Annotated in this window: 14 protein-coding genes; 8 read left to right on the top strand and 6 right to left on the bottom strand. The window is 69.4% G+C overall.

The genetic code is table 11. The features are described 5' to 3' along the window. The first annotated feature begins 199 nt into the window (after positions 1-199). Both ACZ6RT_RS20560 and ACZ6RT_RS20555 read left to right on the top strand, forming a co-directional pair. A complete protein-coding gene (locus ACZ6RT_RS20560; RefSeq protein WP_470155358.1) occupies positions 200-1,297 on the top strand; it encodes a DNA cytosine methyltransferase in 1,098 nt (365 codons plus the stop codon). A 56-nt stretch (positions 1,298-1,353) separates the two neighbouring features. Continuing rightward, complete coding sequence (locus ACZ6RT_RS20555) at positions 1,354-1,824, top strand: very short patch repair endonuclease (protein ID WP_470155356.1); 471 nt, start codon at positions 1,354-1,356, stop codon at positions 1,822-1,824. Between the two features lie 53 nt (positions 1,825-1,877). Here ACZ6RT_RS20555 and ACZ6RT_RS20550 read toward each other — a convergent pair whose 3' ends face one another. Next, positions 1,878-3,101 carry a helix-turn-helix domain-containing protein gene (locus tag ACZ6RT_RS20550; protein WP_470155354.1) on the bottom strand — a complete coding sequence of 408 codons (1,224 nt, stop codon included), beginning with the start codon at positions 3,099-3,101 and terminating at the stop codon, positions 1,878-1,880. Positions 3,102-3,955: 854 nt separating this feature from the next. Between ACZ6RT_RS20550 and ACZ6RT_RS20545 the strand changes: the two genes are divergently transcribed. Beyond that, complete coding sequence (locus tag ACZ6RT_RS20545; protein WP_470155352.1) at positions 3,956-4,585, top strand: ATP-binding protein; 630 nt, start codon at positions 3,956-3,958, stop codon at positions 4,583-4,585. 196 nt (positions 4,586-4,781) lie between these two features. On the opposite strand, the gene ACZ6RT_RS20540 is transcribed toward ACZ6RT_RS20545, so the two are convergent. From ACZ6RT_RS20540 to ACZ6RT_RS20530, 3 genes are all read right to left on the bottom strand, one after another. Further along, a complete protein-coding gene (locus ACZ6RT_RS20540; protein ID WP_470155350.1) occupies positions 4,782-5,141 on the bottom strand; it encodes a hypothetical protein in 360 nt (119 codons plus the stop codon). Positions 5,142-5,377: 236 nt separating this feature from the next. Further along, complete coding sequence (locus ACZ6RT_RS20535) at positions 5,378-6,025, bottom strand: TetR/AcrR family transcriptional regulator (RefSeq protein WP_399193879.1); 648 nt, start codon at positions 6,023-6,025, stop codon at positions 5,378-5,380. Between the two features lie 47 nt (positions 6,026-6,072). Further along, complete coding sequence (locus ACZ6RT_RS20530; RefSeq protein ID WP_470155348.1) at positions 6,073-6,918, bottom strand: class I SAM-dependent methyltransferase; 846 nt, start codon at positions 6,916-6,918, stop codon at positions 6,073-6,075. A gap of 194 nt (positions 6,919-7,112) precedes the next feature. Here ACZ6RT_RS20530 and ACZ6RT_RS20525 point away from each other — a divergent pair, with 194 nt between their 5' ends. Beyond that, a complete protein-coding gene (locus ACZ6RT_RS20525) occupies positions 7,113-7,952 on the top strand; it encodes an alpha/beta fold hydrolase (protein ID WP_470155347.1) in 840 nt (279 codons plus the stop codon). A 3-nt stretch (positions 7,953-7,955) separates the two neighbouring features. Here the strand turns inward: ACZ6RT_RS20525 and ACZ6RT_RS20520 are convergent, their stop codons facing one another. Further along, positions 7,956-8,348, bottom strand: coding sequence for a PPOX class F420-dependent oxidoreductase (locus tag ACZ6RT_RS20520; protein WP_470155345.1), 393 nt, complete (start codon positions 8,346-8,348; stop codon positions 7,956-7,958). Between the two features lie 152 nt (positions 8,349-8,500). Beyond that, entirely contained in the window at positions 8,501-9,013 is a 513-nt protein-coding gene (locus ACZ6RT_RS20515) for an FBP domain-containing protein (protein WP_399193887.1), read from the bottom strand. 257 nt (positions 9,014-9,270) lie between these two features. On the opposite strand from ACZ6RT_RS20515, the gene ACZ6RT_RS20510 reads away from it, so the two are divergent. From ACZ6RT_RS20510 to ACZ6RT_RS20495, 4 genes are all read left to right on the top strand, one after another. After that, positions 9,271-9,486: a hypothetical protein gene (locus ACZ6RT_RS20510; RefSeq protein ID WP_399193889.1), complete on the top strand. Its 216-nt coding sequence runs from the start codon at positions 9,271-9,273 to the stop codon at positions 9,484-9,486. Positions 9,487-9,607: 121 nt separating this feature from the next. Further along, on the top strand, positions 9,608-10,273 hold the full coding sequence (locus ACZ6RT_RS20505) for a P-loop nucleotide/nucleoside kinase family protein (protein ID WP_470155342.1): 666 nt from the start codon (positions 9,608-9,610) through the stop codon (positions 10,271-10,273). Between the two features lie 276 nt (positions 10,274-10,549). Further along, positions 10,550-11,041: a DUF4262 domain-containing protein gene (locus tag ACZ6RT_RS20500; RefSeq protein ID WP_399193893.1), complete on the top strand. Its 492-nt coding sequence runs from the start codon at positions 10,550-10,552 to the stop codon at positions 11,039-11,041. A 109-nt stretch (positions 11,042-11,150) separates the two neighbouring features. Next, positions 11,151-13,016, top strand: a complete 1,866-nt coding sequence (locus tag ACZ6RT_RS20495; RefSeq protein WP_470155340.1) for a CASTOR/POLLUX-related putative ion channel — start codon at positions 11,151-11,153, stop codon at positions 13,014-13,016. Positions 13,017-13,133 lie beyond the last annotated feature (117 nt).

The raw sequence follows: 13,133 nt of genomic DNA, 5'->3' as shown, positions 1-13,133 counted from the left end.
CCTTGACCAGGGACGACTCTAAAGGTGGTGGGCCCGAAAGACTCGCCTCAGACGCTGAGCACGATCACACGGCATCGCTTCGACCCCACAAGCCCTGTCACGCCCCGGTAACGTTAGGCTCTTTTGGATCATACGATTTCGTGACGGCCCTTATTATGCGAACGCCGGTTCGTAGCATGGAGGGCGGTATCACAGGTCGATGTCCGATCCCTCCCAAGCCACGACTCCCCCCTTCCGCGTCATCGACCTTTTCGCAGGTTGTGGTGGACTCTCGGCAGGTTTTCGGGCGACCGGATCGTTCACTCCGGTGGCCGCGGTCGAACAGAATCTCTTCGCAGCGGCCACTTATGCGGCCAACTTCGGTGAGGAACACGTTTACCACGGAGACATCGCGGACTGGATTCAAGGAGATCTGCCATCCGCCGATGTCGTCATCGGCGGTCCTCCCTGCCAAGGCTTCTCCAATCTCGGCGCGAAGCGCGAAGACGATGAACGCAACGAGCTCTGGGAGCGCTACGTCGACACGCTGGTCAAAGTCCGCCCGAAGGCGTTCCTGCTCGAGAACGTCGACCGGTTTCTCAAGACCCGTCAGTTCGTCCAGTTGCAGGCAGAAGCCAGAACCGGCAGGTTGAAGGATTATGAGATCGATTTTCATATTCTGAAGGCCACCGATTTCGGGGCCGCCCAACTACGTCGGCGCGCCATCGTCATCGGCACCCATAAAGATCTTCGACAGATCGAGATCCCGCCCACACAGTTGGCGGCCACGGCCTGGAAGACCATCAAGGACGTGCTGGCGGACCTCGAACCCAAGATCCCGAAGGGTCACGTCGACCTACCCGCCGGTCGAGAGTTCAGCGCCTTCGGCAAGGTGGTGCCGGGGACGTACACCGCCTCAGAACTTCACATCACCCGGAACTACACGTCCTTGTCGGAGAGGCGCTTCGCGGCGATCCCCACCGGAGGCAACCGCTTCGACCTGACGGAAGACCTGAAAGCGGACTGCTGGAAGAAGCACACCACTGGGTCCGGAGACGTCATGGGAAGGTTGGTGTGGGGCAAGCCGTCCGTGACGATCAGAACCGAGTTCTTCAAGCCCGAGAAGGGGCGATACTTACATCCTGACGAGCCTCGGGCCATCTCTCACCTTGAAGCGGCTCGTCTTCAGGGTTTCCCGGATGACTTCAGGTGGTGTGGCACCAAGTTGGAGATCGCCCGACAGATCGGCAACGCCGTCCCTGTCCCTCTCGCGGAAGAACTGGCTCGGCACATGGCGGAGCATCTCCGTGCGTCCTGAGATCTCACTACGGAAGTCCACACAGGCGGGACCCCGAGTTCGATGATGTGGGCGGCATGAGCGTCCCTCGGCCGGCGCAGGCCTCCAGCCCAGGGGTTCGTAAGAGCATGCAGGCGAACAAAGGCCGAGACACCAAACCCGAGCTGGCCCTGCGCAAGGCGGTTCACGCCCTAGGGCTCCGCTATCGCGTGTCGGTTCGTCCCTTGCCGACCGTACGGCGCACCGCCGATCTGCTGTTCACGCGAGCGAAGATCGCGGTGTTCCTTGACGGCTGCTTCTGGCATGGCTGCCCGGAACATCACACCAGGTCGGCCACCAACGCCGAATACTGGGCCGAAAAGGTCAGACGCAACCGGGAACGTGATGCAGAGACCGATGACCTGTTCACGGCGGCGGGCTGGCTCGTGATCCGCGTCTGGGAGCACGAGGACGCCCAGCAGGCCGCCAAAAAAATCTTTGATGAGTTCACGGCTCGTCGATCCTCGACGATGAGGGCTGCTCACAATGATCACGAACCACCCTCATAAGAGTGGTTTCCCCTCCCTCGGATACGAGTCTCCATCGATTCCCTTCGAAGGTCTCAAAGGATGTGCATTCGCACACCGAGCCGCCGGATCCGCTCCCGATACCCGTACCGCTCAAGTTCCAGCAACGTTCGTACGGCCTGCTGGGCCATCGGGTGGTTGCGGACGAGCATCGGAGCGACCTTCTCCGCGCGTTCGAGTTCCGTCAGGGCGTCGTCACGTTTACCGCACCACAGCAGCCCTCGGGCGTAGTCCAGATGGTGGTAACCGGCACGACTGGCAGGGAGGTCCTTGGGGAGGTGGACCGTCTGTGCCCGTTGTACGGCCTGCGGTCCGTCACCCAGTTCGACGGCTATGGCTACGCCGTGGATGTCGATGTTGGGCTGGTTGGTGGACAGCTCGTAGTAGTTGGTGCGCTGGTGTGCACCAAGTCGGGTGACCGCCTCGGCCGCGAGCCTGTGTCGTGACCATGCCTCATCGGCGTCGTTCTTACGAGCTGCCGTGATCGCGGCCCTCAGTTGGAGTCCTCCCCAGACGGCCAGCGCCTCTGGATGACCCGCGGTGTACTCGCCCTCGATCTTCGTGCATGCCATGTCGAGCACGGCGAGCGCGTCGTTCCATGACGTGCTGGCCCACAGGTTCCTGGTCCGTAGGTAGGCGAACAGCGCTTCACTGTAGACGTCTCCCGCTCGCTCTCCCGCCCAGTGAATTCGGTTGGTGGCGATCACCGAGAGATCGGCGTAGCCGAGGTTGTAGGCGACAGCGTCGGCTGCCCGATAGGCGATCGAGAGCAGTTGGTAGGCCTTCCTGCGATCGGCGTCAGGGCAGAGGTGGGTCGCCGCCTGAAGTTCGGCGATCAGCGCAGGAGTCCTGTCGGCCATGTCGGCATAGCGCGTCTCCCGACGTAACCACATGAGACGTTCGACCTCGGATCGCAGCTCGAGAATCGGGCGTACGTCACCGGACCATTCGGGGTCGAGGTCGTAGCGTTCCAGTTGACGACGGATCTCCTGGATCGCCGAGTGCCCTCGATCCTCATCCGGCGTGTCGCCACGGTAGGGACGCGCGGTGAGCTCGTTGGGGTGGACGCGCAACACCCGGGAGAGGGTGTTGATCAACGCGATGGAGTCCAGCGGGATGCTGTCGTTCTCCACCCCGGACACCCAGGACTGCGCGCGGCCGATGCGTCGCGCCAGCTCGATCTGGGTGATGCCCGCGCGCTTACGAGCACGTCGTACGCGCCTTCCCACACTCTCCACAGCCGGGTCAGAGTAGGCCATGGCCTCACGGTAACCCGCCGTACCGCGCTTGGCTCCCGTCCCCGCCAAAGTATCAACCGCACTGATGTCGTTGCCTCTCCGCATCACTACCGTCGCTCTGCGTGAAGGAGCGACGGATGCGGAAACGGCCGTTGATACGGGTGATCGGGCCACCTGACCTCGATGACGAGGTGTCGCTTCGGACCGGCGCTTCCCGGAACGGAAGCTCGGTCACCGGCCACGGCGCGAGTGTGGTCGGCGACGTCGTAGAAGGCGGCTCTGCCAGGCGAATGAGGTCGCCGGGCAGAGCTTCGATCGCACAGTGGAGGTGCGACCTGTGTCCAACCATAGGGGAACCATTAAGATCGTCAGGGTCCGCTGGCATGCCGAGCGGCCGCCCTCGCCCCTCGGGTGTCGCTGGTGCGGTCATCCCCCGTACGCGCACGACGCCGCCGGCCTGCCGCACCGGCCCGATCACCTGTGGGAGCAGCCCACCCCGGCGCAGGTCCGTACCCGCATGACGGCCCGGCGTCGTCTCGGGCTCTGCGGTCGGCTGCCCGCGCCCGTGACCGGACACGTCACGCCGAACCCGCTGACCACCGTGCCCCTGCGCGCACCGGCCCATCCCCCTGCGAGCTCACCCACAGGCAGGGGACGCCACGCGCGACCGGCCGCGATGGCCGCGCCGCCCCACGGGCAGGAGTCGCCACCGGGTGTACGGCTCCGGCCTGGCAGGCGTGAGCCGTACCGGAGAGGGGTTCAGGTATGAGCTCTCCTCGCGGCGGCGTCGCGACCGGCGCACCGGCCGACACCGATACGGCGGACACGACGGACGTGGTCGACACCGGGATCGCACGCGAAGGGGGACGGCCGGAATGACCGTGCGACTGCTGTCCGCGCTCGTCGGGGTGTTCGCCGACCGATTCCGGACGACGACCGGCGACGCCACTCGACCGGTCCTCCCGGGAGCGATGTGGTCACCGCATCTGGGACGGATACCCGGATGGTCGGCGTCCCAGGCTCGTACGCCCGTCATCTCCCAGCGGTTCGCCGCCAGTCGTGACCAGGTCAGGCAGGCGCGGAACTTCGTCGCCGAGCTCCTGGGGGACGGTCACCCGCTCCTCGACGACGCCCTGCTCCTGACCAGCGAGCTCGCCACCAACGCCGTCGGGCACTCCGACTCCCGTACCGAGACCTACGGGCCCGACCTCGGCGAACTGGACGACCGGCCTCGGGAGTTCGTCGTCACCGTGGCGTTCACCGCTCACGGCGTACTGGTCACCGTCCAGGACGCCGGAGCCTCCGGCGTTCCCTGTACGAGGGACTCCGGGCCGGCCGCCACGGGAGGTCGCGGGCTCGTGCTCGTCAACGAGATCGCCACCCGCTGGGGCTTCCACCGCGACTCCATCGGGACCGTCATCTGGTTCGAGCTGGGCTCATCCGGCGCGGAGGCCGAACGACCCGGTGCGCCGGTCCGGTGGACGGGGCCGTACGACCGCGACTGAGCCGGGCATGACGACGGCGCATCCCAGGTCGTTCCTTCCGTCGCGAAGCCAGGGATCTCGCCCGGGTCGGTGGCCGGGGACGCGAACGGCCACCGGGTGATCCCCGGCCGTCATGTCGACGGACGGGGACCACCCGGTGGCCGCGCGTCGTGCCCGGTCGTGCGGCGACGGTCGCCGTACGGTGGCGGGCAGGTGGTCAGCAGTCGCAGATGAACCCGTAGGTGCCCCAGTCGGCCTTGATGGTCAGCTGGTACTTCGTGCCGTAGAGGCCGTTGACCGCACCGCGGAAGCTCTTGTTCGGGCTGACCGTGCCGCGGCCCACCCGTACGCCGGTCTCGCGGTCCCAGACCTCCCAGGTGGCGATGGAGGTGGTGTCCAGGCCGATCCACACGCGGTGCAGGTCGGTCCTGGCCGGGGTGTAGCCGCTGGCGCACTTGTTGGTCAGGTAGGACGGCCGGCAGGTGTGGCGCGTCTCGGCGGCTGCGGGCTGCGCGAAGACGACGGATGCGGCGACGACACTGAGCGCGACGAGGGCTGATTTGAAGGATTTGCGCATTGAATCGGTCTCCCTGATCAAGGTTTTGGGCGCGGCCAGTATGGCATTCGCGTGATCAGCCCATAAGACCCAATTCGGGAGCTTTTTCGTACGAGGGGACGATCGAATACGCATTTTTCGCCCGTGACCTGGTCCGGCTCGGAAAGGAGGGGCGGAGCGACATCGTTCGGAACGGCCGTGCCGGGACGGGGCGACAGCGTTCAGGCCGACAGGTGCGGTGCCGAAGCGAGCACCGTTCAGGACGACGGTGCCGGGCCGATGCCCTTCAGGACGACGCTGAGCAGCTCGTCGACGAACCCCGGGGGGATCTCCAGCGCGGTCGTCGTACCGCCGCCGAGCAGGTGGGGCAGGACCAGCTCGTGGCAGGCACCGATGATCATCGTGGCGGCGGCCTCGGTGTTGGCGTCCGGGGCGAGGCGGCCGAGGTCCCGCTCGGCGCGCAGGTAGGCGGCCAGGTCCGCCCGCAGTCCCCGCCCGCCCGCCACGGGGTTGGGCAGGCTCGCGAACCGGACCAGGACCTCGGGCCGGCCGAGCAGGCCCGCGAAGGAGGGCAGGATCGCGGCGTGCAGCGCCAGCCCCTGGGTGATGTAGGCGCGCAGGTTGTCCTCGACCGTCCCGCTCCCGGCCGTGGTGGGCCGCTCGCCCAGCTCGCGCTCGACGGTCCGGACATGGGCGTGCAGGGCGAGCGCGAGGAGCTCTTCCTTTCCCTCGAAGTGGTTGTACAGCACGCCGTCGGCGACCTGCGCCTCGCGGGCGATGTCGCGTACGGTGAGCCCGGCCGTGCCGCGCCGGGCCATGAGGCGTCCGGCCGCGGCGATCAGGTGCTCGCGCAGGCTCCGGTCGCCCTCGCCGTCACGCAGGGCGGCTGCTTTTCTGGGTGACATCGCATCACATCGTAGTGACCGCCCGGGGCCGCGCCGAGGCGGAACGGTCAGGTACGGGTGGCGGTGATCAGCCAGGCGGCGCCGCGCAGCCGTACGGCGTCGGGCTCCTCGTAGGGGCGCAGCGCCTCGGTGAGCGCGTCACGGGCGCGGGCCGCGGTGGCCTCGTCGACCTGGTCGAGCAGGAAGCGGACCGGCCCCCACGCTCCGAGGAACCGGCTCGCGTCCTCGGCGTCCCGGCCCCACACCTGGGGCGCGTCGACGGGCGTGGAGGACACTTTCTCGAAGCCCGCGCCCGTGAGCACCTCGTGGACGCGGTCCGGGTCGGCCAGCGACTCCGGTCCGGGAGCGCCGGGGTCGGCCGGGGCAGGGTCCGGCGGCAGGTGCTCCGCCATCGCCCCGAAGACGGCGCCCAGCTCGTTGTCGCCCATCCCCCGCAGGGACAGCAGGGCCAGGCGTCCTTGCGGCCGCAGGGCGCGTCCGATGTTGACGAACGCGGCGACCGGGTCGGCGAAGAACATGATGCCGAACCGGCTCACGGCCACGTCGAAGCTCGCGGCGGCGAAGGGGTGGACCTGGGCGTCGCCCCTGGTGAAGGTCACGTTGGCGACCCCCTCGCCGGTCGCGGTGGCACGTGCCCGCGCCAGCATCGGTTCCGACAGGTCGATCCCGGTGGCGTGCCCGAGCCGCGCGCGGCGGGCGGCCAGCCGGGTCAGCTGCCCGTTGCCGCATCCGACGTCGAGCACGTGGTCGTGGTCGCCGATGGCGGCCGCCGTCAGCAGGTGGTCGTTGAAGCCGCTGTTCACGGCGTCGTACCTGTCCTGGTGATCGGCCCAGTGGTTGCCCTCGTAGCCGTTCCAGGCCTCTGCCTGCTCGGTGTTGACGATGGAGGACATCGAATCCCTTCCGTGGATCTCGCCGGACGGCGTGACCGTCCCTCGTCTCCGGTACGGCCACGACGCCCACGTTGTGAACATTCGTTCATGAATGCCTGTTCATAATGAGAGCAGGGGAAGGGAGATGTCAACCGTCACGCGGGTTGACCTTGTCACGGTGACAGGGCCTTCACTGTGGCCGAGGAGGTGGTTCCATGACCACGATCTACAAGTCCGAGGCCGGTGAGCGCGAGCTCCGCGACACCTACCGGCGGGTGCTGGACGCCTGGCCGGTCCCCGCCGAGCACCTGCGGGTGCCGACCCGTGAGGGCGAGACCTTCGTCCTCGCCTCCGGCCCCCGGGACGCGCCGCCCCTGGTGCTGCTGCACGGCTCGGGCGCGAACACGTCGATGTGGCGGGAGGACGTCGCCACCTGGTCCCGGCACTTCCGCACGTACGCCGTCGACCTCGTCGGCGAGCCGGGGCTGAGCGCGCCCTCGCGTCCCGCCCTGGACTCCGACGCCGTGTCCCTCTGGCTGGACGACGTACTCGACGGGCTCGGGATCACCGGTGCCGCGTTCGTCGGCGCGTCCCTCGGCGGCTGGACGGCCCTGGACTACGCGATCCGCCGCCCGGAGCGGGTGACCCGCCTGGCCCTGCTGTGCCCCGGCGGCGTGGGACGGCAGAGGGTCGGCTGGATCCTCAAGGCCCTGCTGACCCGCCCGTTCCGGCGCGGCGGGCTGCGCGAGTCGGCGATGGCCGTGGCAGGGCTGGACGGGGAGCGGGACCGGGAGGTGCTCGACGCCGTCGTCCTGACGTTCACGCACTTCAACCCGCGCAGGGAGAGGCTGCCGGTGTTCTCCGACGAGGCGTTGCGCGGCCTGGACATGCCCGTGCTCGTCATCGTCGGCGGCCGGGACGCCATGCTGGACTCCCGCGGGACCGCGCGGCGCGTCCGTGAGTGCGTCCCGCACTCGACCGTGAACCTGCTCCCCGAGGCCGGTCACGCCATCCTCGGCCAGACCGGGCCGATCGACGCGTTCCTCCGGGCCTGAGGGTCAGCCCATGCCGCTGATCTTCTCCGGCTCGATGACGAACATCACGCGGACCTGGTCACGGCCCCCGTACCAGGGGTAGGGGGTGCCGAGGTAGCGCTGGGCGAGCATCTCGATGTGGTCGGCCGCGCCTTCGGTGACGACCTTGAGCACCCTGCCCCGTACCTGGAAGTAGCGCGAGGGGTCGGCGGGGTCGGAGACGGCGACGGCCACGCGCGGGTCCCGCTCGATGTTCCTGGTCTTCAGGTGACTCTGCACGCTGTTGATGATCACGTGCTCGCCGTCGGTGTCGACCCAGGTCTGGGTCAGCTGCGGCGAGCCGTCGGCCATCGAGGTGGCGAGATAGCAGGTGCTCGGCCGGCGCAGCAGCGCGAGCAGTTCTTCGGTGAGTTTCACGGCGATCTCTCGGCCAGTCGGGTGCGACACTGTCCTGGCAGCTCAGCACGGTCGTGACGAGCCTACTCACCGCCTGCCGGCCGGGGTCGGGGCGGGTCCGCGACGGCCCCGGGCCGGCTCACGCCGAGCGCGGGCCACGGCCCAGGACCGGCTCACGCCGAGCGCAGGTCGCCGTCGAAGACCTTGTCCAGGAAGCCCTCCAGGTTGGTGACGGCCCGCGTGATCCGCTCCTCGGTGGTGAGCGTCTCGAACCGCACGCCGGGCTCGGACCTCTTGATGTCCCGTACGTACAGGGAGCAGGCCAGGTCGGCGCACATGTAGGTGCCGACCGTGTTGCCCTGGCGGCCCGCGGCGCCGACCCGGGGCGCGACGAACAGGGATACCCCGGTGCCGGGGTGCGGGGTGACGCAGACCGAGCAGACGGTGCTCTTGGTGAAGCTCCTGCGGACCTCCTGCGCGACGCGCAGACAGACGCCGACCAGCTCGCCCCGATGCCCGGCGACCAGGTAGCCGCGGTCCGGTGCGCCGGGGTCGCGCCAGCCCAGGAAGTCGAGATCGGCCCAGGGCAGCTCGGGCAGGGCCCTGGGCAGGTTGATCCTGCGCGCCTCCCCCTTGGAGCAGTTGACGAAGGATCCGCGGATCTCTTTCTCGCCGATCGGGTCCATGGTTCACCTACCGTTGTGAATGATCTTCCGCGTGCCCCCGTCCCGGCGCTCACGGCCGGTCGTTCCAGGTCGGGGGGAGAACGGGGTGACGGACGCGGCCGGAGGGCGGCCCCTGCGGGTATGGCCGGTGGCCAGTTTTCCAGGGTGGTTCCTGCCGTGTCGACCGGTTTTCCGGCCCGTGGCCATCGGTCCCCGCGGGCTCCCGGGGCAGGGAGATCCCCCGGGACGCGGGATCGGGGCGCTGGCACAATACGGGCATGCGATGCACCCAGTGTGACGGCACGGACCTGGAGCCGGGATTCGTCGAGGACGGCGGGGAGCACTCCCACGGCTACGCCCGCTGGATCGCGGGTCCGCTGGAACGCGGCATCTTCGGCGGCGTGAAGCGCTTCGGGAAGACCCGCTGGGACGTCGAGGCCTTCCGCTGCACCCGGTGCTTCCATCTCGAACTGTTCGCCCGCACGCCGGACTGAACGACGCGGGAGACCCGCGTGCCGTCACGGCCGGGGTCGGCCGGGGTCGGCCGGGGTCGCGGACATGCGAGTCTCGCATCCCCGTACGACAGGATCGGGCGGGGTGGCTACCCTCGATGTCATGATCGTCTGGTTGAACGGCACATTCGGCGCGGGCAAGACGACGACCGCGCGGGAGCTCGTCTCGATCATCCCCGAGGCCCGGCTCTTCGATCCGGAGCAGGTCGGCGTCATGCTGCGGCACGTCCCGGACCTGCCGCCGGTCGAGGACTTCCAGGACTGGCCACCGTGGCGGGGCCTGGTCGTGGAGACCGCCCGGCGGCTGCTCGCGTACGTCGGAGGGGTTCTCGTGGTCCCGCAGACGGTCCTCGTCGAGAAGTACTGGACGGAGATCCGGGCCCGGCTGGAGCGGTCCCGCATCCCCGTCCACCATGTCGTGCTCCACACCGACCAGGCCACCCTGACCCGGCGGATCGAGGAGGACACCGCCGACCCCGAGGCCCGGCAGTGGCGGCTGGACCACCTCCCGGACTACCTCGACGCCCTGCCCTGGCTGATCCGCGAGGGGAAGGTCGTCGACACGACGCAGCTGACGCCGTCGCAGGTCGCGCACGCCGTGGGCCTTCAGGTCGAGGGCGGCGGGCACCGCCCGGCCGCCAGGACGCCGGGCGCGGCGCCGGTCGCCCCGCCCGCCAGGACCGGCGTACGGCGGGCCGGCGGCCGGGTGCGGCGAGCCCCCGCCGAACGGATCCTCCCGGGGACCTCCGCTCCCGGTGATCTTCCCTGAGGGGTCCCCGGGGGACCTGCCACGAGATCTCCGGGCCCGGTGACCGCGCAGGGGCCGGGCCCGGTGGATTGCGCAGGATCCGGGCCCGGTGATTGCGAGGGGCCGGGCCCGGCCGCCGGGGAGCGGCCGAGGGCGCCGCACGCGAGAGCGGACCGGCGTCCGGTCCCGGCCATCGGGGCCGGGCCCGCGCCGTCCACTTCGATGCCCGTGGCGCACTACGCTCGGTATATGTCCGACCAGCCTGTTTGTCACTGTCTGCTGTGTGTCCGGAGCGAGGTGGAGCTCGACGAGGCGGATCTGCGGACGATACGGAACGTACGGGACCGGGGGTGGGCGGTCGTCATGGTCCCCGAGGACGAGGACGGGCCGGGCTGGGCGTTCACCGTCGGGCTCTGGCACACGCTCCGCTCCCCCGAGGTGGCCATGTTCGGCCTGCGGGTGGACGTGATGGGCAACTGCCTCAGCACGCTGGCCGACGGGATCGCCGCCGGGCACCACCTGGCCGAGGGTCGCGAGCGGGACGACGTGATCAGGAACTACCCGGTCGTCGCCAAGCCGGTGGACACGAGCTGGTACCGGTCGCTCTTCGGCACGGCGCTGCACTTCTACCAGCGGCCCCCGCTGCCCTTCATGGAGATCGTCTGGCCCGACGCCGCGGGCCGTTTCCCCTGGAACGACGGCTGCGACCCGAGGCTGCGCGAGCTCCAGCCCGCCCTGTGGATCCCCAAGGACGATCACGCCCCGGGCCCCTGGACCAAGCTGCCCTGACGGGCGGGACGGCGGGCCTGACCGATCCCGGTCAGACACCCGAACCCCCGTGGTGGCCTACGATTCCATGCGATCGTTGACATTGTTCACTCACGGGGGGAGGCGATCCGTGTCACGGGCGACGTTCCGGGAACGGCTGCGCTACTGGTTCGACAACACCATGTCGCGTGGTACGACGGCCCTCATCGGGTGGCTCGCCCTCATCTCGTTCAGCCTGATCGTGCTGGTGACGGCGGCGAGCCTGTGGCTGACCCCGCGCGAGGCCGCCGAGCACCACGGCGCCGCGGGCATGCTGTGGACGACCCTGATGCGCACGCTGAGCCCCGGCAAGGTGGCCACCGACACCGGGAGCGCGCCGTTCGTCGCCCTGATGTTCATCGCGTCACTGGGCGGGATCTTCATCGTCAGCGCGCTGGTCGGCATCCTCGCCAACGGGCTCATGGGCAGGTTCGAGAAGCTGCGCAAGGGCAGGTCCCGCATCATCGAGACCGGTCACATCGTGGTCCTGGGCTGGTCGGAGCAGGTGTTCACCATCATCAGCGAGCTGGTCCAGGCCCACGCGAGCGACCGCAAGTCGGTCATCGCGATCCTCGCCGACAAGGACAAGCTCGCCATGGAGGACGAGATCCGGCAGTTCGTGGGCGACACCCGCAGGACCCGGCTGGTCTGCCGGACCGGCCGCCCCTCCGAGCCGACCGACCTCGACCTGATGAACCTGGGCTCGGCCCGCTCGGTGGTCGTCCTGTCCCCGCAGGGGGAGAATCCCGACGCGCACGTCATCAAGACGCTGCTCGCCCTGGCCAGGCGCGACGGTGACCACCCCCCGGTGGTCGCCGCCATCGCCGAGAGCTCCAACATGGCCGCCGCCCGCCTGGCCGGTGGCCCGGACGTCCACCTCGTCGACTCCGACGACACCGCCTCCCGGCTCATCGTGCAGTCGTCGCGGCAGTCGGGCGTCTCGGTGGTCTGCATGGACCTGCTCGACTTCACCGGCGGCGAGATCTACCTGCGCTCGGATCCGCACTTCACCGGCATGACGTACGGCTCGGCGCTCCCGGCCTACCAGACCGCCACGGTGATCGGGCTGCGCCGGGCGGACGGGATCGCGCTGAACCCGCCCATGGACACCGTGATCTCCGCCTCGGACGAGATCATCGTCATCGCCCAGGACGACTCGATGATCCATCTGGCCGACGGCATGCCCGGCGCCCGGGAGGAGGCGATCGTCTCCTACGAGCGCACCGGGCCGAGCCCCGAGCGCACGCTGGTCCTCAACTGGAACGGCCGGGGCCGCCAGATCGTCCGCTACCTGGACGCCTACGTCGCGCCGGGCTCCATGCTGGACATCGCCTCCGACCACCCGGGGGCGACGGCCGTCCTCGACGGGCTGAAGAACCTCACGGTGAACGTCAAGGAGTGCGACACCTCCGACCGCTACGCGCTGGAGTCGCTGGGCCTGGGCCTCTACCAGCACGTGATCGTGCTCTCCGACGACCGCTTCGACCCCGGACACGCGGACATCCGCACCCTGACGACGCTGCTCCACCTGCGCGACATGCAGACCACCCTGCACGAGCGCTACTCGATCGTCAGCGAGATGCACGACGAGCACAACCGGGGCCTGGCCGAGGTGACCGAGGCCGACGACATCGTGATCAGCGACACGGTGATCGGCCTGCTGCTGGCGCAGCTCGCCGAGAACCGGCACCTGGCCGAGGTGTTCGGCTGCCTCTTCGACTCCCGGGGCTCGGAGATCTACCCGCGTCCGGCCGAACGGTACGTCCGGCCGGGGGCGCCGGTCGACTTCGCCTCGGTGATCGAGTCGGCCCGCCGCCGGGGCGAGACCGCGATCGGCTACCGCCTGGCGGATCGGCAGAACGAGGCGCCGCACTTCGGCGTCGTCCTCAACCCGGACAAGTCACGTCCGCTCCGGCTCGGCCCCGGCGACTCGGTGATCGTCCTGGCCGAACGCTGATCCTCGCGCCCCGGGGGGGGGGGGGGGGGTGGGGGGGGGGGGGGGGGGGGGGGGGGGGGGGGGGGGGGGGGGGGGGGGAGGGGGGAGGGGGGGGGGGAAAAAAAAAAGGGGGGGCAA

It is taken from the genome of Streptosporangium sp. NPDC050148, assembly GCF_055586505.1.
Note: the sequence above shows the minus strand (reverse complement) of the source record. Positions and strands in the feature narration are given on the sequence as shown.

Excerpts from the sequence above, each read along its gene's own strand:
- ACZ6RT_RS20555 (WP_470155356.1), top strand. The coding sequence starts at position 1,354 with ATGAGCGTCCCTCGGCCGGCGCAGGCCTCCAGCCCAGGGGTTCGTAAG.
- ACZ6RT_RS20535 (WP_399193879.1), bottom strand. The coding sequence starts at position 6,025 with ATGTCACCCAGAAAAGCAGCCGCCCTGCGTGACGGCGAGGGCGACCGG.
- ACZ6RT_RS20525 (WP_470155347.1), top strand. The coding sequence starts at position 7,113 with ATGACCACGATCTACAAGTCCGAGGCCGGTGAGCGCGAGCTCCGCGAC.
- ACZ6RT_RS20550 (WP_470155354.1), bottom strand. The coding sequence starts at position 3,101 with ATGGCCTACTCTGACCCGGCTGTGGAGAGTGTGGGAAGGCGCGTACGA.
- ACZ6RT_RS20540 (WP_470155350.1), bottom strand. The coding sequence starts at position 5,141 with ATGCGCAAATCCTTCAAATCAGCCCTCGTCGCGCTCAGTGTCGTCGCC.
- ACZ6RT_RS20560 (WP_470155358.1), top strand. The coding sequence starts at position 200 with ATGTCCGATCCCTCCCAAGCCACGACTCCCCCCTTCCGCGTCATCGAC.
- ACZ6RT_RS20530 (WP_470155348.1), bottom strand. The coding sequence starts at position 6,918 with ATGTCCTCCATCGTCAACACCGAGCAGGCAGAGGCCTGGAACGGCTAC.
- ACZ6RT_RS20515 (WP_399193887.1), bottom strand. The coding sequence starts at position 9,013 with ATGGACCCGATCGGCGAGAAAGAGATCCGCGGATCCTTCGTCAACTGC.
- ACZ6RT_RS20510 (WP_399193889.1), top strand. The coding sequence starts at position 9,271 with ATGCGATGCACCCAGTGTGACGGCACGGACCTGGAGCCGGGATTCGTC.
- ACZ6RT_RS20545 (WP_470155352.1), top strand. The coding sequence starts at position 3,956 with ATGACCGTGCGACTGCTGTCCGCGCTCGTCGGGGTGTTCGCCGACCGA.
- ACZ6RT_RS20505 (WP_470155342.1), top strand. The coding sequence starts at position 9,608 with ATGATCGTCTGGTTGAACGGCACATTCGGCGCGGGCAAGACGACGACC.